The 22,611-nt window shown below is 29.0% G+C and carries 13 protein-coding genes; all 13 read left to right on the top strand.

Going from position 1 to position 22,611, the window contains the following annotated elements; translation table 11 throughout:
• Positions 1-7 precede the first annotated feature (7 nt).
• The 13 genes from C8269_RS04200 (at position 8) to C8269_RS04140 (ending at position 22,330) form a co-directional block, all read left to right on the top strand.
• Entirely contained in the window at positions 8-1,249 is a 1,242-nt protein-coding gene (locus C8269_RS04200) for a shikimate kinase (protein WP_004837827.1), read from the top strand.
• Positions 1,227-1,655 (top strand): type II 3-dehydroquinate dehydratase, encoded by a 429-nt coding sequence (gene aroQ, locus C8269_RS04195; protein WP_004837826.1) that lies wholly within the window; start codon positions 1,227-1,229, stop codon positions 1,653-1,655. The genes C8269_RS04200 and aroQ overlap by 23 nt, the downstream gene beginning before the upstream one ends.
• A 15-nt stretch (positions 1,656-1,670) precedes the next feature.
• Positions 1,671-2,639: a 3-deoxy-7-phosphoheptulonate synthase gene (aroF, locus tag C8269_RS04190; RefSeq protein ID WP_004837825.1), complete on the top strand. Its 969-nt coding sequence runs from the start codon at positions 1,671-1,673 to the stop codon at positions 2,637-2,639.
• 120 nt (positions 2,640-2,759) lie between these two features.
• Positions 2,760-3,500, top strand: coding sequence for a thioesterase II family protein (locus C8269_RS04185; RefSeq protein ID WP_106460516.1), 741 nt, complete (start codon positions 2,760-2,762; stop codon positions 3,498-3,500).
• Between the two features lies 1 nt (position 3,501).
• Positions 3,502-4,188 (top strand): 4'-phosphopantetheinyl transferase family protein, encoded by a 687-nt coding sequence (locus C8269_RS04180; RefSeq protein WP_002842315.1) that lies wholly within the window; start codon positions 3,502-3,504, stop codon positions 4,186-4,188.
• Positions 4,185-5,771 (top strand): (2,3-dihydroxybenzoyl)adenylate synthase, encoded by a 1,587-nt coding sequence (locus C8269_RS04175; protein ID WP_004837824.1) that lies wholly within the window; start codon positions 4,185-4,187, stop codon positions 5,769-5,771. Before C8269_RS04180 ends, C8269_RS04175 begins: the two co-directional genes overlap by 4 nt.
• Before the next feature lie 12 nt (positions 5,772-5,783).
• Complete coding sequence (locus tag C8269_RS04170) at positions 5,784-11,993, top strand: non-ribosomal peptide synthetase (protein WP_106460515.1); 6,210 nt, start codon at positions 5,784-5,786, stop codon at positions 11,991-11,993.
• 8 nt (positions 11,994-12,001) lie between these two features.
• Positions 12,002-17,437 carry a condensation domain-containing protein gene (locus C8269_RS04165; protein ID WP_106460514.1) on the top strand — a complete coding sequence of 1,812 codons (5,436 nt, stop codon included), beginning with the start codon at positions 12,002-12,004 and terminating at the stop codon, positions 17,435-17,437.
• Positions 17,434-18,555, top strand: coding sequence for a saccharopine dehydrogenase (locus tag C8269_RS04160; RefSeq protein ID WP_002842334.1), 1,122 nt, complete (start codon positions 17,434-17,436; stop codon positions 18,553-18,555). The genes C8269_RS04165 and C8269_RS04160 overlap by 4 nt, the downstream gene beginning before the upstream one ends.
• A gap of 3 nt (positions 18,556-18,558) precedes the next feature.
• Entirely contained in the window at positions 18,559-19,638 is a 1,080-nt protein-coding gene (locus C8269_RS04155; protein ID WP_002842344.1) for a Gfo/Idh/MocA family oxidoreductase, read from the top strand.
• Positions 19,631-20,230, top strand: a complete 600-nt coding sequence (locus tag C8269_RS04150) for an MptD family putative ECF transporter S component (protein ID WP_002842343.1) — start codon at positions 19,631-19,633, stop codon at positions 20,228-20,230. The genes C8269_RS04155 and C8269_RS04150 overlap by 8 nt, the downstream gene beginning before the upstream one ends.
• The gene (locus C8269_RS04145) at positions 20,227-20,943 is read left to right on the top strand and encodes an energy-coupling factor transporter transmembrane component T (protein WP_004837820.1); all 717 of its coding nucleotides are present in this window, start codon (positions 20,227-20,229) and stop codon (positions 20,941-20,943) included. Before C8269_RS04150 ends, C8269_RS04145 begins: the two co-directional genes overlap by 4 nt.
• Entirely contained in the window at positions 20,936-22,330 is a 1,395-nt protein-coding gene (locus tag C8269_RS04140) for an ABC transporter ATP-binding protein (RefSeq protein ID WP_004837819.1), read from the top strand. The genes C8269_RS04145 and C8269_RS04140 overlap by 8 nt, the downstream gene beginning before the upstream one ends.
• The last annotated feature ends 281 nt before the right edge of the window (positions 22,331-22,611 follow it).

Genomic DNA, 22,611 nt, shown 5'->3' with positions numbered 1-22,611 from the left:
AGCAAGTATGGAATATGGATTACTAGGGAAAAAACTAATTTATAGTTTTTCTCCAATGATACACAAGTATTTTGGGGACTGTGAATATGAATTAGTAGAATGTAGTGAAGAAGATATAAGATTAATTTTAAGTGGAAAGAAATTTAAAGGCTTAAACATTACAAATCCATATAAGATAATGGCAAAAGAATATTGTGATAAGCTAGATGAAAGTGCAAGAAAGACAGGTTGTGTAAATACGATAGTAAATAAAAATGGCAGTTTGTATGGATATAATACAGATTATTATGGTTTTTTACACATGATTAAGAAGATAAAATCCATAAAGAAAGAAAGTCCGTTTTCTATCATTGGATCAGGAGCTACAGCAAGGATGAGTAAGGTAGTCCTAGAAGATTTAGAATGTCAATCAATAAAAATAATTTCTAGAGAAGATATAAAAAACCATAATATTGAAGAACTTATTAAAGACACAGAGATACTTATAAATTGTACACCAATAGGAGTTTATCCACTTGTTGATGAAAGCTTTCCTGTAGAAATAAAAAAACTGATTAAATTAAAGCATGTCATTGATTTAAATTATAATCCTTTAAACACGAGGCTGATGATAGAAGCAAATGAACTAGGGTGTAAGGCAAACTCAGGTCTTTCAATGCTAGTTGCTCAAGGGAAAAAAGCTGCGGAAATATTCTTGAGTAAGAAAATAGATGATAGCTTAATAGATGAGGTAGAAAGAAAGATAAGAAAAAGATTATTAAATATCGTATTGATTGGCATGCCAGGTAGTGGAAAAACTGTAATAGGAAGAGAGTTAGCACATAGAATCAACAGGGAATTCGTTGATATTGACAATTGTATTGAAAATCTTCATAAAATGACTATTCAAAAAATAATTGAAAAAAATGGGATACGTTTTTTTCGAGAACTTGAAAAGGAAGTAGTAAGGGAAGAGCTATTATCTTTTTCAAAAGTGTTTTCTACTGGTGGAGGGGTCATTGAGGATAGAGAAAACTGGAGATATCTAAAATACAATTCACAAGTTATTTATATAGAGAGAGATTTAGATCAACTTGACACCAAGGGACGTCCTCTTTCGCAAGGAGGAATAGATAGATTGAATAATATCTATGAGAAAAGAAATCCTATTTATAAAAAACTTTCAGATTATAGGGTTAAAAATAATAAAAGTCTTCTAGAAACAGTAGAGGAGATAGTAAAAGTTTATGAAAAAAATTTTAGTTATTAATGGTCCAAACCTTAATATGTTGGGAATTAGAGAGCCGGAAATCTATGGAGTAAAAACATATGAGGATTTGTGTAGGGAGATCAAAGAATATGCAAATAAGATAAATATTGAAGTGGATACTTTCCAATCTAATCATGAAGGAGAGATAATAGACATAATTCAAAAATCTTATGGTAGATATTATGGGATAGTGATTAATCCAGGCGCCTATACTCATACCAGCATAGCTATTTTAGATGCCTTAAAAGCTGTAGGAATAAGAACGGTAGAAGTTCATTTAACAGACATAATGGATAGAGAGGATTATAGGAAAAAGTCATTTATTTCAGAACATGCTGAGATGACAATCTACGGTAAGGGGTTTGAAGGTTATTTACAAGCCATTGAATCCCTAATTAAAAAGTAGAAAAGGGGTGATAAAATGCAATACATTCTGAAGGGAAAAAAAGACTTTAAAGCATGTGTGGAATACTTAAAAAAAGAAGATATTCTATTTCAAGATTATGATATTAAAGATTATTATATCATCAATGTTTTTGATAATACTTTATGTTCAAAGATAGAAAATGAGGAAGAAGCTTTTCTAAATACAAAAGATATTTCTATTGAGAATGGATATTTAGTAACAAAAAGATATAAAGAGAAAACCATAATTGATGTAAAAGGGATCGAAATTGGAGGAGAAGAACCTGTTGTTATTTCAGGACCTTGTTCTGTTGAGTCAGAAGAAATTGTAAGAAATATAGCAATAGGTATAAAAAAAGCAGGAGCAGATATATTAAGAGGAGGAGCGTTTAAACCAAGAACATCTCCTTATGAATTTCAGGGCTTAGGTAGAAAGGGAATAGACATTCTTAATAAGATTGGTAAAGAGCTTGAGATACCTGTAGTAACGGAAATAATGGATATCAGAGAACTGGACTATATGATAGATAAGGTTGATATTTTACAAGTAGGTGCTAGGAATATGTACAATTACTCTCTATTAAAAGAATTAGGGAAGCTAGATAAGCCTATTTTACTTAAAAGAGGATTAAGTGCAACGATAAAAGAATTTTTATTAAGTGCTGAGTATATTATGCTTGGTGGCAATGGAAAAGTTATTTTATGTGAGAGAGGAATTAGGACTTACGAAAATTATACAAGAAACACAATGGATATAGCTGCCATATCTTTCTTGAAAAATATTACACATTTACCAATAATCGCAGATCCAAGTCATGCAACAGGAAAGAGGGAACTAATAGGCCCCTTATCTAAAGCTTCAATTTCAGCAGGTGCTGACGGAATCATAATAGAATCTCACTTAAATCCAGAAAATGCTTGGAGCGATGGAAAACAAACAATAGATATATCTAGTTTGAAAACTATAATTAGATTTTGTAAATAGTAAAATATATTTTTATAAAAAATATCAATAGATATTGAAAAAAGCTATCAATATATGCTATTATTAAGTTAGCTTAAACTAACAAATGCTAATATTTAATATTTTTCAGGAGGTAATAATTTGAGTAAGTGGTTTGTACATGGCAATGAAATAGGAATACAAGAGAGTAGGAATACCATTTTTATATTTCCCTATGCTGGAGGAGGAGCTTCTTCTTTTAAAAATTGGGGAAGACATTTTAAAAATAGCGGTGTGTATTTTGCTCAATATCCAGGTAGAGAAAATAGGTTTTCTGAAAAAGCTATTAAGGATATCAGAGAATTAGTTGAAGAACTATTTAAAGCTATGAAAACAGTTTTTGACTTTACATCACCATATTATTTATTTGGACACAGCATGGGGACTAAGATAGTTTATGAATTAGCATTGAAAATAAAAGAGAGTGGGCTTCCAAACCCTGAAGGCTTAATTATTTCAGCGGGGAGGGCGCCATGCTATAAAGAGCCAAATCCTATCTACCATTTAGATGATGATGGATTTATAGAAGGATTGAGAAGATACGGTGGAACTCCTGATGAAATATTAGATAACAAGGATTTAATTAGTATCTTTTTACCTACTTTAAGAGCAGATTTTATCATAGATGAGGACTATCAAGATGAAGAATATAAAAAAGTTGATAGTGATATACTAGGCTTGATGGGAAAAATTGATAAGGAAATGAGTTTAGAAGAAATGACTAAGTGGAGTGAATATACGACAAAGAATTTCACATATGAGTACATCGAAGGAGAACATATGTTTATAAACACTTCTGAAGAAGATGTAATTAAAGAATTGAGAAAATATATCAACGATTAGAATGGATACAAAAATTTTACAAGTGTTTAAATTTGATGAAATCGACTGTATTGTTGATAGGTTTTTTGATAATGAAGTAGCTTTATTAACAATTAACACATCTGAATTTAAGGATAAATATTATACAGAAAAATTTTTAAAAAAGGAAGAAATTAAACATGCTCAAGGATTTAAATCAGAGGTAGCAAGGATAAATTATATTGTATCTCGAAGCGTAGTAAATAAAGTTTTTTCCTTTATATTAAGAAAAGATGTTGAAAAAATAGAGGTATTAAATGGAAAGTACAAAAAACCATTTGTTAAAAACAATAAAGGAATAAAGTTCAACATTTCCCATACAGATGGTCTTGTAATAGTTGGATTCTCTCAAGAAGAAATAGGCGTAGATATAGAATGGATAAATAAGAGATTTGAGTACAAAGATATAGTAAATAATTGTTTTACAGATTCAGAAATTGAATATATAGATAAGGATTTCTGCAAATTTTATGAATTATGGACGATTAAGGAAGCTTACTTAAAATGTGATGGTATTGGTCTAATCAGAGATACTAAGGAGATAGAAGTTATAAATATTAGCAAGAATTGGGCTGAGTTAAGAGATAGTAAAGGCTACAATAAACAACTTAGAATGATTAGAGATAATTCAGGGTATATAGGGGCAATTTGCACAACGGAGGAAAAATGAATATAAAAATTAAAGAAAAATTAGAAGACTTCTATGACAAAGAGGTTTGGAATCATTTATCTCTAGGTGATTTTTTAACTAAAGTTTCCAATAAATATAGTGAAAAAATAGCCATCAATGAAAATGGAAACGAGTATTCTTATAAAGAGATTGAAAGTATCTCTAATAGATATGCAAAGGGATTTTTAAAAGAAGGCTTTAAAAAGGGTGATAAAGTTGTATTACAACTACCAAACAGTGCTGAATTGATTTTTGTGGCTTTTGCTCTTTTTAAAATAGGAGTAATTCCAATTATGTCTTTACCAGCTCATAGAAAGACGGAGATTAGTGGAATAATTCAATTATCAGAAGCAAAGGCATATATCGCACAAGATAGGTATTTAGGATTTTCTTATACGGAAATGATTAGAGAAGTTATTAAAGAAAATAGAACAGATATAAAAGTTTTTATTCAGGGAGATAATGAAGAGTTCAGATCTCTAACAGAAATCAAAGCAAATACGCCTATTGAAGAAAATGTGAATGTTGATTATAAAGACATAGGTTTACTATTGTTATCTGGAGGAACAACAGGAATACCGAAATTAATCCCAAGGAGACACTGTGATTACTTATATGTAGCAGAGTATTCGGGACGAAGGTGTGGGTTAACTGAAGAAAGTGTATATTTAGCTGCTTTACCGATGTCTCATAACTTTCCTTTAGGATGCCCTGGAATAATGGGAACATTGTTTTATGGAGGGAAAATAGTGATTTGCCCTACTACAAGCCCTGATGAGATAATACCGTTAATTGAAGAAGAGAGAGTTACAATTACTGGATTAGTTCCTGCCATGGCTAATATGTGTATAGAGTTTTTAGAAATGGATGAATATGATATATCCTCTTTAAAATTGATTCAGATTGGTGGTTCTGTTTTAGACCAAATTACAGCCAAGAAAATCGAGAGAGGTTTTTCTTGTAAGCTTCAGCAAATTTTTGGAATTGCTGAAGGTTTAATATCAACTACAAGTTTAGATGATAATAGTGAAACTATATACAATACACAAGGTAAACCAATAAGTGAATATGATGAGGTATTGATTGTTGATGAAGAAGGGAAAGAATTACCTGTAGAGGAGTATGGAGAACTTATAGTTAGAGGCCCATATACAATTTATGGTTATTATAATTTGGATGAAATTAATAAGAACTGTATAACTGAAGATTGTTACTTCAAAACAGGTGATAAAGCTAGAAAGCTTAAAGATGGTAATTTTCAAATTGTAGGAAGGCTAAAAGAAATGATCAATAGAGCTGGAGAAAAAATAACCCCTACAGAGCTAGAAGAAATTCTATTAACTCACGATAAAATTGTAGAAGTACAAGTTGTAGGAATTCCAGATCAAATTTTAGGAGAAAAAATAGGAGTTTTTGTCCTTTCAGGAGATAACGAGATTACTCTAAATGAAATCAGAACATTTCTAAAAGAGCATGGAGTAGCCCATTTCAAATTACCAGATTTAGTTAAAAAGGTTGATGCTTGGCCATTGACAAGCGTTGGTAAGATAAGTAAAGAAACACTTAGAAAATCTGCCTTATAGGAGGAATTAGCAATGGAGATAAATGATATAAAAAACAAAGTGATACAGTCCATTAAAGAACATATTCGCATGGAAATTAACGATGATTTTGAGAAGGGCGATAATCTTATAGAAAGAGGATTAAGTTCTATTATGATAATGAAAATATCTAATAAGTTAAGAAAATCAGGTATTAGGATATCATTCTCTAAATTAATGGAAAAACCAACTTTTAATGAATGGGAAATGTTAATTAAGAGTGCAAAAATTAACGATAAATTTATATCAAAAGAAGCAGAAATAGTTAAGAACAAAGAATATGTTGGTATTAAATTTCCGTTAACAGATGTGCAATATGCTTACTGGGTTGGTAGAGAAGATGATCAGGTTTTGGGAGGCGTAGGGTGTCATGCCTATCTAGAAATTGATGGTAAAGATATAAATGTTAAAAAATTAAATGAAGCGTGGATAAAATTACAAAAAGATCATCCAATGTTGAGAGCAAAATTTAACAGTGATGGCACTCAGGAAATCATGGAGTCTCCTTACACAGACGAAATCAGTGTATACAACTTAGAGAATCTAGATAATAAAGAAATTAAGGATTCTTTAAATGAAATTAGAGAAAAAATATCTCATAGGAAATTAAAGGTCGAAAAAGGTGAAGTAGCAGGTCTTGGAATTGCTTTATTACCTGAGGGAAAGACAAAAATCTTTTTAGATATTGATTTGTTGGTTGCGGATGTTATGAGTCTAAGCATTATGATTAAAGAATTAACAAGAAATTATGTAGGAGAAGGTGAAAAACATTCTATAGACTATACCTTCAAAGATTATATTGGAGATAATAAAGACAATCAATTACAATTAGAAGAGGATAAGGACTTTTGGAAGACAAAAATTGAAAATGACTTTCCTATGGAAGCACCTAATTTACCACTAAAAATTAGGCCTGAAATGGTTAAAGAAACTAAGTTTATTAGAAGAAAGAAAGTGGTAGATGAAGAAAGTTGGAGTGAAATAAAAAGACTAGCCTCTTTGCATAAAGTAACACCATCAATGGTTTTATTGGCCTGCTATGGTCTTGTAATAGAACGATGGACTAATCAAGAAAAGTTTTTAATAAATATGCCTTTATTTAATAGGGATACTGAAAACAGTAATTTAAGTAATATGATTGCAGATTTTACTAACTTATTATTGGTAGATTATGAGAGAAGACTAGGGGAAACATTGATACAAACTATAGAGAGGGTTAGTGAAGTATTTTTAGAAAATGTTTCGCATAGCTCATATTCTGGTGTCCAAGTTCAAAGAGACATGTATAAAGAAATAGGTAACAATAATAACGTGGCTCCTATTGTGTTTGCTTGTAATATTGATTATCCTTTAGAAACGGAAAAGTCAAGAGAAGCGCTTGGGGGAATTTCATATATGATTTCTCAAACACCAGGTGTTTGGTTGGATTTTCAGACTTATGTAACAGATGAAAAGTTAATTTTATGTTGGGATGCTGTGGAAGAACTTTACCCAGAAGAATTATTAAATGATATGTTTGATGCTTTTTATGAACTCCTTATTTCCTTAACTAAAAAAGAAAATTGGGAAAAGAAAACAGATGTTTTATCTCAAAGGCAAAAGGAAATTAGAAGGCAAGAAATTGAAGCTATTATTCCACTAAAATATCCAGATGAAAGAATTTATGATGGATTTATTAAAAATGTTATATTAAATCCAAGTAAAGTGGCAATTATAGACTCTTCTACAGGTGAAGAGATAAGTTATGGAGAACTTTATGATAATGCTTTAAAAATTGCTTTTTATTTACAATCAGAAGGCATAAAAAAGGGTGATTATATAGGAATAACACTTCCAAGAGGATGCAGACAAATTTTTGCTATTTTTGGAATTTTATTTAGCGGCGCAGCATATGTACCTATAGGAATTACACAGCCTAATGAAAGAAGAAGTAAAATATATGATCAAATTGGTATAAATCACATAATAAGTGATGAAGAAACAATAATTAGTTGTTCTTTGAATAACGAAGAAGTTAAGATTATTGATTTAGATAAAGGTATGAATAGCGATAAGAAATTAGAAAGTCCTGTTCAAGTTAGTCCATATGACAGTGCGTACATTATTATGACATCAGGGACAACAGGAGTGCCAAAGGGCGTTGAAATAATGCACACTAGTGCTATCAACACCTGTATAGACCTGAATAAGAAATATAACATTAACACTAATGATACTGTCTTAATGGTGTCTTCTATAGATTTTGACCTTTCTGTGTTTGATATATTTGGACTTTTACATGCTGGTGGTACATTTATTACCACAAGTGAAGACAATTATAGGAATCCAGATGAATGGCTTGAATTAATTGATAGATATAATGTTACTATTTGGGATTCAGTTCCAATATTATTTGACATGTTAGTTACAATGGCTGAAGGAAAAAAGAGAAAATTACCTTTTAGAGTTGTTATGTTATCAGGAGATTGGATTGCTTTAAATCTACCCGGAAGATTTTATAATATGAGCAATGACTCTGTTGTTGTAGCCATGGGTGGGGCTACGGAAGCATCTATATGGTCAAACTATCTAAATGTACCTAAAGAAATTCCGAACAATTGGGTTTCGATACCGTATGGAAAGCCTCTAGAGAATCAAGTATATAAGGTGGTAGATGACTTTGGCAGAACTTGTCCTAATTATGTTAAAGGCGAGTTATTAATCGGAGGAGTAGGTGTTGCTGAAGGGTACAGAGGAGATACTGAATTAACCGATAATAAATTCATTGTAGAAGATGATATAAGGTGGTACAGAACAGGGGATAACGGAAGAATATGGAACGATGGTACCATAGAATTTCTTGGTAGAAAAGATACTCAAGTTAAAGTTAAGGGACATCGAATTGAAATTGGTGAAATTGAGAAAGCTATAGCAAAGTATGCTGGGGTAGAAAATGTAATTGTTGATTTAATGGAAAGAGGAGGAAGCAAGAAGTTAGTAGCCTTTATTAAAAGTGATGTTAATTCATATGAAGTTAACAACATGCCAAAAAATCAAGGTTTTAATACTTCTTTTTTGGTAAAACCTAAAATACCTTCATCAAATGATGAAACTATATACCAAAACAAAGAAATTGACAAACTAGTTTTGAAAACCATTTTAAATGTATTTAATGGGTTAAAGATTGACTTTACTAGTAAAAGTTACTCTTTAAATGAAATATATAAAGATATAAACTTGTCAAGTTCAAATAGAATAATAGTGGACAAATGGATTGATACACTAGTAAACTTTAAGCTTTTAAAAAAGGTTGATGGAAGATTTAAAGAAGATAGCTCTATTTCTAAAATAAAAATAGACGTGGAATCAGTACAGGAAATTGAAAGATTCACAAAAGAAATTACACCAGAGCTTATAGATATTTTAAAAACAGGGAGAGATCCTTTAGAAGTTTTCTACAGAGAAGATAAAAAATTTAATTTAGTAAGACTTGCTGAAGCCATAGAAGATTATAAAGAATCTATAGATAGTATAGTAAACTCTCTAAATAATTATATAGATAAGAATACAGACAGAAAATTAAGAATCATAGAATATTCAACTAGAAACAGTCAAATGACAAATAGATTATTTAATAAATACAAAGATTATGTTGAGGAATATGTTTATGCAGACAATTCTGTGTTTTTAAAAGAAGACTTATCTGATATTAATGAAAATAGTAAATTTAGATATTCTATTATTAATCAAGAAATAAATGATGGATTGGAAGAGGATTATTTTGATGTGGTAATAGCATTAAATTCAATTCACAGGAGTGGAGATTCAAGAGAGACATTAAAGAAGCTAATAAAGAAATTGAAACCAAATGGGTTACTTGTAGGAAATGAAATTAATAAATTAAATTTACTTTCTCTGATTACAGCTGATATATTGAATCCAGAAAACATAGGTATTAATAACGACATTAATTTAAAAACAGATATTAGTAGAATTCTTTATGAAAGCAATGTCAATGAGTCATCCAAGGCTAATTTCAATACTTTTTTTATCGAAAAACTAAAAAGTAATAAAATCTCATTTGAAGATCTAAAAGACTATTTGTTGGGAATAGTTCCAAATTATATGATTCCAACTTATTTTTATCATGTGGATGAAATCCCACTTAATAAGAATGGAAAAGCAGATAGAAAGAAGCTTAAAAAAGATTTACTGAAGGATGTCAAGCATTCTAGAGTTATTTCAGAAGAAATAACAAATGACATATCAGATACAGAAAAAATATTATTGAATATCTGGAAAGAATGTTTATGCAATGAAAATATTGGAGTTAATGATAATTATTTTATCGTTGGAGGGGACTCATTAACAGCAGCATCCATTATCGGGAAAGTCAAAAATAAAATGGGGATAGAAATTTCGATAAAAGACATTTTTCAGAGTGCCTCTGTAGCTTCTTTGTCGGATTTTATAGATAAAAACAAAATGTTTATCAATAGAAGCAAAATACGAACTTTAGTGCCAGATAAAGAAAACATATATGAGCCATTTCCACTTACTGATGTACAAATGGCTTATTGGATAGGTAGACAGGGGGCGTATAACTTAGGGAATGTATCAACACATTGTTATTTTGAATTCGATAGTATGGATATAAATGTCAATAAACTACAGAAAGCGTTAAATGATATCATTGAATATAATCCTGCTTTAAGAACAATAATATTAAATTCAGGAGAACAAGTAATTCTGAAAGAAGTTCCATACTATTTATTAAATATAAATGATTTAAGCACTTTGGATGATGATGCTAAAGAAAATATTTTATTGCAAATGAGAGAATCACTTTCGCATAGAATTATAGATTTGAGTAATTTTCCTACATTTGATTTTAAAGTAACTAAAATTACTAAAACTCTATTTCGAATATTTATAGGAATTGATAATGCAATACTTGATGGTTGGAGCATGTTTGAGTTTTTAAAAGAAATAAAGCTTAAATATGATGGAGATTTTAGTTCGGAAACTATTGAACCAACATTTCGAGACTATGTTTTATATAAAAAACAAGAAGACAGATTTCATTATGAACGAGATAAAGATTATTGGATAAACAGGTTGGACTCATTTCCTATCATGCCAAGATTATCCATTATGAAAAATGATGGAAATAACTCTGAACAAAGATTTAAAAGAAAAGAAGCTAGAATAAAGAGAGACGATTGGATAGAAATTAAAAGATTAGCGACTGAAGTAGAGGTAACACCAACAACTATACTTTTATCATTATTTTCTACAATGTTATGCAAATATAGTAACAGCAATAATTTTGTAGTTAATGTGACACAATTTATAAAGGAAGATATTCATCCTGAAATTCATAAAGTTATGGGAGACTTTACTCAGTTATGTTTATTGGAAATAAAACTTGATAAAAGCAAAACTATTTTGGAAAATGCAAAGGAAATTCAGGAACAACTCCTTTCTGATATGATGCATTCATCATATAGTTCAATAGAGTTTTTAAGAGATTTAAGAGAGAAGAAACATACAGATATGATTGCTCCAATTATATTTACAAGTGGCTTAGGAATGAAAGGAAATAGAAATGTAGATTTTCTCGGTGAGTTAAATTACTCTATAAGCCAAACGCCTCAAGTATGGTTAGATCATCAAGTAATAGAATTAGATGAAGACCTTATATTGACATGGGATTATGTAACTAATTTATTCATAAATGAGGAGATAGATATATGTTTCAACGCATATGTAGAATTAATAAATGATTTTTTAGAATCAAGCAACAAAAAAGTGGATGAATTAATAAGAATTTCAAATGATGACACAGAAATGGATTTGACAATAAACCATATTGAGAAAAAAGACCTTATTAAAAAATCAATTTCAAACAACAGGAATGATAAAAACCTCAATAGTGAGTCAGAAGAGAGTATACAAACATTTGAAAATGAGATAGTCAGGATTGTAGAAAATGTATTAAAAGTAGAGAAACTAGAGTTGGTAGATGATTTTTTCAAATCTGGTGGCAACTCGCTTAATGCTGTGCAATTAACAAACTTAGTAAACGAAACATTTAATATTAATTTATCTATGGTTGTAATATTAGAAAATCCTATGCTCCAAGATTTTTCTAATGCTGTCTTTAAGGAAATAAATAACAGGAATAAAAACAATAACAATGATAATGAAATAGGTTTTATATAGGAGGGCATATGTCGATAGAAAAAACTATTCTAAAATATCAGAAGCAAGGCATAAGGTTATTTTTAGAAAATGGAAAACTATGCTATAATTCCCCAAAAGGTGTTATGAATAAAGCAATTCAAGAGGAACTTTCTAAGATAAGAGATGAGTTAATAGATTTTCTTGCAAAAAGTTGCTCTCCTGTAATAATTGACAAGGAAAATTTAAATGAAGAATTTGATTTAACAAATATGCAATTAGCTTATACAGTAGGTAAAGGGGAGCTATATAAATATGGACAAACAAACTGTAAAATTTATTGTGAAATAAAATATCCTGTAATTGATATAGCTAAATTTAAGAAATCCTGGACTGATGTAATAATAGCAAATGAAATGTTACATGCTGTAATTTACAATGATGGAAAACAAAAAATCTTAAAGGATTATAATATTCCAGATATAAGATATACTAAAAGGTGTTCAAAATACCATTTTAATGACGAACATTTGGAAAATGTTAGAAAGAGATTATCTTCAAAGACTTATGAGTTAGGGAAATGGCCACTATATGACATAGAAATAACATCATTTGATGATTACAGTATAATTCATTTGTCTTTGGATATGTTGATTGCAGACTTTACAAGCATTGGAGTTATAATTAGAGATCTTGAGGACTCATATTTTGAAGATATTAAGTTAGAAAACAAAGGAATAACATTTAGAGATATTATAGTATTCGATGAAAACTTCAAAAAAACAAGTGAATATCGAATCAACTATAATAAAGCGAAAGATTATTGGTTGAAAAAAATTGAAGATTTACCTGAAGGACCAACATTAACAACCAAATCAAGTGAAGGAAATGTATCAATAAAACAATTTAATCTTCGTATAACTGAAAAGAGAGAATTAGAAATACAAGATATTTGTAGCAGAAACAAAATAACCCTAACAGCGTTTATATTAACAGCATATGCAGAAGTATTAAGCCGTTGGTCTAGCGAAAAAAGATTTTGTATAAATGTCACAATTTCGGAGAGAGATGATATTCATCCTAATATTAGTTCTATTGTAGGGGATTTTACTGATATCAATTTACTAGAAATAAGCAATTTAAACGAAAATGAATTTGTGGAAAATGCACAAAATATCCAGCTTCAACTTTGGAAGGATATTGATAATAGAAGTTTTTCAGGTATTGAAGTTCTTAGAGAAGTATCAAAATCAAGAAAACAGAATATAATATATCCATATGTTTTTACAAGTGCTTTAGGCATTCAAGAGAACATTAAAAGTAACAGTATAAGTAATTTTGGGGAATTGGTTTATAAAATAACACAGACCCCACAAGTAATACTTGATTGTCAGGTAATGAGAGACAAGGGTGGAATATTGATTACATGGGATGTAAGAGATAATATATTCCCTAAAGGTATGATTGAATCAGCTTTTACAAGATTCTCTGATATTATACTAAATAGACGTAAAGAAAACTCTAGCAAAGATAAAGAAGTGTTAAGAACATTTGGCCAGAGTCATATATTGTCATCGGAGTTTAATGACAATATGAATTTTGAATCTTTTATTGGAAATCTATATCTAGAAGAAATGGCTTCTAAAATAATATTGAATAATTATGATCAAAAATATACGTATAAAAAATTAGGTTTGCTAGTAAGAAATATTAGAGATTTATTAATTATAAATAAATGCAAAGCTGGAGATACTGTTTTAATTAATTTACCGGATGCTTTTTTAAAAGTCGGAGCTATCTTAGCAATATTATCAATAGGAGGGGGAGCATTACCTATTGATGAAACGGAAGATTTAGAAGAAATAGAGTCGCTAAACAAGAAGTATGATATTAAATTTGCTCTAATTAATGATATTAACGATTTTTGCTTAGATGGAGAGATTTATAAAAATTTAAAAATTATTTCTTTGGAACAGATAGAAGATTTTGATGATGGAAAACCAGATAAATTTGAAATAACTGATATAGCAAAGGCTACACTCATTTCAAAGGAGATGGATCAATTAGGTGAAATGAGATTTTATCCTATCAAGGTTAAAAACATATTTTCTTTTGTCAGAAAACAAATTGATTTATTGAAAGTAAGAAAAGCTGATGAATTACTAGTTTGTGAAAATAACAATAGCCGTGTTTTAATTACGAATTTATTAATATGCTTATTATCTCAATCAACATTAAACCTGTGCAAAAATATTTCACAACAAAAATATAATAAAATGATAATGGACTCAGAATTCATACAGGTCAATATGCATCAACTTGAAGTGTTATGTAAAAATCATATTCGTAAATCAAAAATAAAATCAATAATTTCTAAAACTTTAATTGTTATAACTGCTATTGACTCTATGAGCTTAATAAATCAATTTCCAGAGTTATTAGAAAGTTTTAGAATTATATTTATGATTGATGATTTTACAATTCAAGATAATGAGCAGTATATGATTTTATGTAAAGAGTATGTAAAGATGGATCATGAAGATAATTTGCTTTCATTTAACAAGAATCTATCGAGCGGTGAAGTTTCTATTTTGGATCAGCATTTGTCTATGTGCCCAGAATGGGTTGTAGGTGATATATTCGTCAACAAAAAATCGAACGATGAGTCAAGTAGTGACATATATAACAGTACTGATCAAAAAAATGTTCTTGCGAAAACAAAATTTAGAGGAATGTATACATCAGATAGTATAATAGTAACCCATGATAGTACTGGTGATGTAAAATTAGAGGGTAACGATATTAATGTTTATGAAATTGAAAGTAAAATTAATTCTTTAAAAGATATTCATAAGTCTGCAATTGTCCTCAATAAAAATGATTGTAGCGTAGATGTGTTTGTCCAACCAAATTTTTCTGAAGCAACCAAAGATACCAGAAATATTAAATTTTCGGAGTTCAACATAAAAGATGTGGATGACTTTAACTTGGATAATTTTTTAAGGTGGATGCAGGCATCAAACGAAACGGCTATAGAGGATATTTTTCAAACATTTTTAAAATTAGGAGTATTTGTTAATAAAAACAAGTGGTATTCTATTAAAGAAATATATTATGAAACAAAGGTTGTTGATATATACAAAAGATTATTGAAAAGATGGCTTAATGCACTTATTTCCGAGGGAATTATTAAATACAACGCAAACAGAGGATACAAATTAAATAGTTGTAGAGTAGATAATATAGGAAAGGCATGGGAAAAATGGAAAGAGATAGATTTGCACGTTAAATACAGCGATATAATGATGAATTATTTTTATGAATCACGAGTGAATCTAATTAAATTGCTACAAGGAAAGATAAATCCAGTTGAGTTATTTTTCCCAAATGGTTCTTTTGATGTAGCTTTAGCAGCATATAAAAACAATCCTATAAGTAACATAATGAATAAAGCAACGATAAAATATATTAATGATATTATAGATGATTTCAATCAACGCTTTCCTAACAAGGATTTCAGGATTTTAGAAGTAGGGGGAGGAGTTGGAGGAACCACTATTGATTTAATGAAGCAAATTAAAAATTATAATATAAAGTATTTATTTACTGATATTTCTCAGTCATTTATTAATGAAGCAGAAAAAAATTTTATAAAGTATAATAATATAGATTTTGGAATTTACGATATAAATAAAGATTATTTTGAACAGGGAATGAATAATTCAGAGTTTGATTTAATCATTTGCAATAATGTATTTCATAATGCAAATGATGAATCTGAAGTATTAGAACAATTTAAGGGAATGCTTACTAGAAATGGACATCTAGTAATTCTTGAAGGTTTACCCGGAAGTTATGCGTTATTAACTTCAATGGAGTTTCATGCAGGCTTAGACCATATAAAAGGATTTAGAGAAGATACGGATCAAGTGTTTTTATCAATGAATGACATGAATAAAATCATAAATTATTGCAATGGTGATTTGGTGAAGTGTTTTCCAGACAATAGCAGAGAACGAGATATTTTGGGACAATGTTTATATATTGTAAAATTTAGAGAAAGTATTATTGATTTAGATAAAAAAAGAATTTTAAATAATATATTAAGACTCTTGCCTTATCCTATTAGAGTTAATACATTTAATGTTATTAATTCAATCCCTCTTACAAGGGAAGCTTGTATTAATAGAAGAAAACTAAGAGATGATTTAAAGGAAAGAATTAATAAAAGAGTAAAAATAAAAGAAATAAATAAGAAGGAAGTTGGACCTGCAACTAATTTAGAAAAAAATTTAGTTCAAATATGGAAAGAAACATTGAAAGTTGAAAGTTTGAGCATTAATGACAACTTTTTCGAATTAGGAGGTGATTCTTTAATAGCTGCACAGATTGCCTCTAAAATGAAACAAAACTTAGCAGAGTTTAAAGAAGTTCCTTGGGATCAGATAATGTTGGGCTTAATTCAATCAGATTCCTTAAGAGAAATGTGTAGTAATTTTATATTTAACTCGCAAGAAGAACTAAAAGAAGATAATGAGAGTATAGGAAAAATAATTTTACTGAGTGAGAAAAAGACTACGAATTCAGCATGTGTTTTATTTCATGATGGTTTAGGAAGCTTGGGACCATATTCGAGCTTGATACCATTAATAAATGAAAATTGTGATAAGTATAATTTATACGGATTAGGAAATATTGATGAAAAAAGTTTTTTATCAATATCTCCAGATAACTTGATATCAACATTAGGATACGAGTATGCAAATCTATTAGAGCAGACGGGAGAAAAAGAATTCGAATTAATAGGATTTTGTACGGGTGGGTTGATAGCTATTGAAACTGGTAAAGTTCTATTAGAAAAAGGTTTGAAGGTAAATATGGTGACCACAATAGATACTATGATATGCAAAAAGATGATACTAAATAATTTTCTATTAGAAAGGGCATTTGCACAACTCATAGGAGCGAATATTAATAAAGCTGGTCATTCAGTTTCAGACGAAGAAGTGAGAAAGAGCTTACTATACTTATCGAAGAATTATAATCTTAAATTAATGCAAAGGGATGATTTATTTTTAGAGTCTATTGATAAATTTAAGAATGTGAAAGAATGTTATGTAGAATTTAGTACATTAGATGAAAATGAGCGTTTTAATAGGATGTTAAATAGCATTGAAAACGAAAAGCTTAATGAAATAAATACTTTAAGTAATATTAAGCAAAGATTTAACATATTCTCTCAAAGTTTTGAGGCTGCTATGCTATATGAGCCTGAAAATTATGTAGGAGATGTAAAAGTTTTATATTGTGATAATGAAAAATTTACTTTTTTACCGCTCGATAATATTGATAATGAAAAATTTTGGAAGAATGCAACTTTAGGGGATATAAAGCTACAAAAAATAAAAGGGAATCACTTAACATGTTTAAATGGGAAAATGGCAAGTGAAGTATTTAAAAATATTTTTGGAGATAAAAAACAATGAAAAAAAAGATAGGTATATTGGGATCTAGTGGCTTTTGCGGGAATATAGTATTTGAGGAGTTGAAGCAAAGTGGGTATAGGTTAAGATGTGGACATAGATATATAAAAAAAGATCTCGTAGATAAATATATTGAGCACGTATCCGTTGATGTTTTGAATGATAAAGAGTTGTACCTTTTTTGTAAGGATTGCGACTTGATAGTTAATGCGACAGGACCTTCATATGTTACAAGCCCTAAAATTGCTTATGCAATAAAAAAACTTGATTTAAAATATGTTGATTTATTTGGCGTTAATTTATTGGATGATGAAATAATTTTAAATACAAAATCTGTAATAGGTACTGGAAATTTCCCAGGATTATCTGGAATTGTTTTGAAGTGGCTCAATGAAAAATATTCAAAAAACTTAAAACGTATTTACATGTATGCTGGAGGAAATGAGAAAGTGACATTAAATGCATTAATTGATGTTTTAATGAGTTCATTAGATGGATATATTGAGACCAATTGTTTTATCTATAAAGGAGAAAAGAAAAAAATAAGCAGAGAAGTTGATTTAAAAGAACAAAATAATGTTGATTTTTTACCTTTGAATTCTGTATGTATAAAATATATTTCTAAAGAGTTATTAAATGTTTCTGAAAAATTTCCTAATAATGAAGTTTATTGGAATAATGTGTATCTCAACCCAGAGCATGATAAGATTCTAAGACAGGGTGTTTCAGAAATCCAGAAAGAATATTCCTTGGAGAAAGTATATCAAGTTGCCGATTACATTAATGAGCAAATATCAAGTAAAAGAAAAGCTAAGGATAATTTACTTCAATACAAGTATCAATGTTCTATAATTCTAGACTATGGGTTTGGGGAATATGAGGAGTTTTTAGAAGTTATATGTGGAGATACTTATCTTATAAACGGTTATTTAACAGCAATGTGTGTAAAAGAGTTGTTGGATAGAGATGACATAAATAAAACAATGTGGGCGTTTGAGATTTTGGATAGTAAAGATGTTTTAGAAGAGTTGCTATACAGAAAAGCTATTTTAGATATTAAATTAAATGGCAAATCAATAAGAGATGAAATTTGTGTTAGCCAAGAAAGGGGGGAAATATAAGTTATGCAAAACAAATATAGAGTATTGGTTTGTGGTGTAGGATTTGGACAGTTTTATATAAAAGCTATCGAAAATATGAATGAAAAATTTCAGATAGTAGGCATTTTGTCAAAAGGTAGTGAATTGTCTCAAAGTTATGCTAAAAAGTATAAAATACCAATATATACAACCTTAAATGATGTGAATCTTAATGAAATAGATTTGGCTTGTGTTGTTATAGGGTCAACATTGATAGGTGGGGCAGGCAGTGATTTGGTTAAGCAACTGTTAAAGAATGGAGTAAATGTAATTCAGGAACAACCAGTTCATTTAAAAGAATATATAGAGTTTTTGAAATTATCAAGAGAAAATTCTTGTTTTTATAAACTTAACACATTTTATCCAAATTTAAAAAGTGTAGATACATTTTTGAGTTTATCTAAAAAGCTAAATAAGTTGTCGAAAATTAGATTTATTTCTGCACAATGCAGTGTACATGTATTGTTTCCTCTTATAGATATTTTGGGAAGAGCTTTGGGAGGACTAAAACCTTATGAATTTAGAAATATATCTACGCAGAATATAGAATCACCTTTTGAGATTATAGAAGGGTATATAAACGATATTCCTATATGTATAAGTGTGCAAAATCAAATGACTGCGAAAAATCCAGATAATTACATGTTATTAATGCATAAAATAATGTTTATAACGAACTCAGGGAATTTGACATTATCAGGTACAAATGGACCTATAATATGGGAGAGTTGTTTGGATAAGCCACATGATAAAAATGGAAAATTTAATTTAGAAGAAAGCAATGAGTTTTCGAAATTAAAAACATTTGAAATAGCTGAAGATAACGAAGAAACTTATAGTAGTATGATGAAATTAAGTTGGGTTAATTCTATTTCAAAGTCCATTATAGAATTTATAAATTGTATAGATAGTAAAAAGGCTAATATAGTGGAGCAACAATACTTGATTTCAGCGATAGAGACATGGGGTGAATTATCTAGAGAGCTTGGACAAAGTAAAATAATTCAACCGTATAAAAAAAATGCAATTAAAATTAATGATTTAAAAGGAGGAAAAAATGAATAAAAATAATATGAATGGTCTAAAAACAAAGGATTTGATTACTATAGGGGTTTTTACAGCTCTCTATTTTATATTTAATATGATTGGGGGAATGCCTTTTGGAATGAATCCTGTATTAACCTTTTATCAGCCAATGGGTAGTGCTCTTTTATCAGGAATAATATTTATGTTTCTGATCTCGAAAGTGGCTAAAAGAGGAACTATTGCTATTTTGGCAATAATAATTTGTATTTTGAGATTTGCAACTGGCATGCATTGGGCTATGGGTCTTGGAACTTTAGTTATGGGGATAATTGCTGAGTTTATAGCAGGAAGCAAGTCATATAAAAGTAAAAAAACAAACATCCTTTCTTTTGGAGTATTTGCACTTGGAGATATAGGGACTTTTGTCGTATATTTTATGGATCCTAAGTCTTGGTCAAATGCAATGATAGAGAAGGGGACAGATATAACATATATAGAGTCTATGAATGCAGCAGCTGCTGATTGGATGATTTATGTTATTGTGATTGGAACTTTTTTAGTTGCTTTATTTAGTGCTTTTATAGGTTCTAAACTTTTGAAAAAGCAATTTGAAAAGGCGGGTATTATATGATTTCAGGAGAATTGAATACACATATTAATCCATGCACAAAAATAGTTTTACTATTTTTGTGCATAATTATATCTAGTATATTGCCCTCAATAGAATATGAATTAGCTTTTGTAGCATTAATTGCTATTTTTAGTCTTATAAATAGAAAAATCAAAATTGCTTTTACTGGGATATTAATATATCTATTAGTATATTTTCTTAGTATTTTAATTGTAAGATATGGAAGTAATACTTTTAGAAGCATATTTATGCCATTTTTGGGTTTAGTTAATAAAATTTATCCGGTATGTATGCTCTCTATGATAATACTTAGCACAACGAAAGTAGGGGAGTTTTTATCTGCTATGGATTATGTTGGTGTTTCTAAAAAAATTTCTATCCCCCTAGCAGTAATGCTTAGGTATATACCAACTATAAAAGAAGATTGGCTATATATAAAAGATTCAATGAGGTTTAGAGGAATTTCTCCATCTTTTTTGGGGTTTATAAAAAACCCTTCTTTAACCGTAGAATGCATTTATTCTCCTATGATAATTATGGCGTCAAAAGCCGCAGATGAATTAACTATAGCTTCTATCACGAGGGGAATTGAATCACCAAATAAACGAACTTCAATTATAAGGATTAATTTTGGAATTTTAGATTATTTATCTCTAATAATTGGAGTAGTAATTACTGCATTTACAATATATTTGAGGTATTTTTATGATTAAGTTAAATGAAGTTTGTTTCAAATATAGAAACTCTAAGGATATTAGCCTAGATAATATAAATATAGAAATAAAAAAAGGAGAGTTTATTTTAATATGTGGTTCTTCTGGCTCTGGAAAAACCTCTATTACAAGGCTTATAAATAAGTTGATACCATATTATTATGAAGGAGATTTAAATGGTGATGTAAAAATAAATGATAAATCATTATCTGACTATCAAATGTTTGAACTTTCAAAAAATGTCGGCAGTGTTTTTCAAAATCCTAGAACCCAATTCTTTAATGTGGATACAAATAGTGAAATTGTATTCGGACTAGAAAACCAAGGAGTAGAAACAAAAATTTTAGAAGAGAAATTAGATGAAACCTGCAAGAAATTAGAAATAAATAAACTAAAAAATAGAAATATTTTTCATTTATCTGGAGGAGAGAAACAAAAAATTGCTTTTGCATCAGTTTATGCAACAAATCCAGATATTTATTTACTTGATGAGCCTTCTTCTAATTTGGACATACCGACAATAGATATATTAAAAAAACACTTATCCATGTTGAAAGAGAGTGGTAAAACAGTTATTATATCTGAACACAGAATCTATTATATAATGGATTTAGTTGATAGAATTATTTATATGAAGAATGGGAAAATTGATAAAATTTTTTCCAATAAAGATTTTTTAAGTTTATCTGAAGATGAAATTAAGACTATGGGTTTAAGAACAAGAAACAAACCTAGTTTAAATATAAAAGAAAAATCACCAATTATAGGTAAGTCTTATTTACAGGTAAATAATGTTTCAATTTATAGGAAAGATAAATGCCTTACAGATAGATTTAGTTTTTCTGCAAACAAGGGTGATATTATTGCTGTTTTAGGATCTAACGGCATAGGGAAAACTACTTTTTTAAGAACTCTTTGTGGACTTTATACTGATTATAAGGGTGAGTTTATTTTAAAATCTAAAGAAATTGATGAAAAAGCAAGAAAGCAAATATCTTATATGGTTATGCAAGACGTAAATTATCAATTATTTGCCGATAGTGTCTTTGCTGAATGTAAATTAGGAATAAAGAACGTAAAAGATGATTTAATTAATGAACTGCTAAATGATTTTGACTTATATAATTATAAAAATAGCCACCCTAACACTTTGTCTGGGGGACAAAAGCAAAGACTTGCCATAGTTTGTGGACTATTGTGTAACAAAGAAATTTTTATTTTAGACGAGCCTACAAGTGGGCTTGATTATAAAAATATGATTAAAACTGTAGAATTATTAAAGTCACATTCAAAAGATAAAATTATTTTTATAGCTACCCATGATTTTGAATTTGCAAGTTTAATTTGCAATCGTGTATTGGATTTAGAAAAAATAAGATATGTCTAACTTGATATCTTAATGAAATTATAAAAAATATTCACATTAATAAGAAGATAATTTAATTGTTTTATTATAGTTAACTAATAATTGTTCAGTATTACACTTTAAAATTATTAAGGCATAGAGTTTTCAAGGTAGTGTTAAATAAATTGTGTAACCTCTTGTGAAACTAAGTAAATTGTACCTAACTAGATAATGCTACATGCTTTGTACCTTAATCCCATATATTGGATGAAAAATTTTTGCTTTGGCGCTTTCCTTATGTTTTATTTAGCAGTTTACTTAGT

Origin of the sequence: Anaerococcus sp. Marseille-P3915 (assembly GCF_900258475.1) — a bacterium.
GTDB classification, from domain to species: Bacteria; Bacillota; Clostridia; order Tissierellales; family Peptoniphilaceae; genus Anaerococcus; species Anaerococcus kampingae.
Note: the sequence above shows the minus strand (reverse complement) of the source record. Positions and strands in the feature narration are given on the sequence as shown.

What these genes read in the sequence shown, in the direction of transcription:
- C8269_RS04175 (WP_004837824.1), top strand. Translation starts at nt 4,185, where the DNA reads ATGAATATAAAAATTAAAGAAAAATTAGAAGACTTCTATGACAAAGAG.
- aroF (WP_004837825.1), top strand. Translation starts at nt 1,671, where the DNA reads ATGCAATACATTCTGAAGGGAAAAAAAGACTTTAAAGCATGTGTGGAA.
- C8269_RS04160 (WP_002842334.1), top strand. Translation starts at nt 17,434, where the DNA reads ATGAAAAAAAAGATAGGTATATTGGGATCTAGTGGCTTTTGCGGGAAT.
- C8269_RS04145 (WP_004837820.1), top strand. Translation starts at nt 20,227, where the DNA reads ATGATTTCAGGAGAATTGAATACACATATTAATCCATGCACAAAAATA.
- C8269_RS04165 (WP_106460514.1), top strand. Translation starts at nt 12,002, where the DNA reads ATGTCGATAGAAAAAACTATTCTAAAATATCAGAAGCAAGGCATAAGG.
- C8269_RS04180 (WP_002842315.1), top strand. Translation starts at nt 3,502, where the DNA reads ATGGATACAAAAATTTTACAAGTGTTTAAATTTGATGAAATCGACTGT.
- C8269_RS04170 (WP_106460515.1), top strand. Translation starts at nt 5,784, where the DNA reads ATGGAGATAAATGATATAAAAAACAAAGTGATACAGTCCATTAAAGAA.
- aroQ (WP_004837826.1), top strand. Translation starts at nt 1,227, where the DNA reads ATGAAAAAAATTTTAGTTATTAATGGTCCAAACCTTAATATGTTGGGA.
- C8269_RS04140 (WP_004837819.1), top strand. Translation starts at nt 20,936, where the DNA reads ATGATTAAGTTAAATGAAGTTTGTTTCAAATATAGAAACTCTAAGGAT.
- C8269_RS04155 (WP_002842344.1), top strand. Translation starts at nt 18,559, where the DNA reads ATGCAAAACAAATATAGAGTATTGGTTTGTGGTGTAGGATTTGGACAG.
- C8269_RS04150 (WP_002842343.1), top strand. Translation starts at nt 19,631, where the DNA reads ATGAATAAAAATAATATGAATGGTCTAAAAACAAAGGATTTGATTACT.
- C8269_RS04200 (WP_004837827.1), top strand. Translation starts at nt 8, where the DNA reads ATGGAATATGGATTACTAGGGAAAAAACTAATTTATAGTTTTTCTCCA.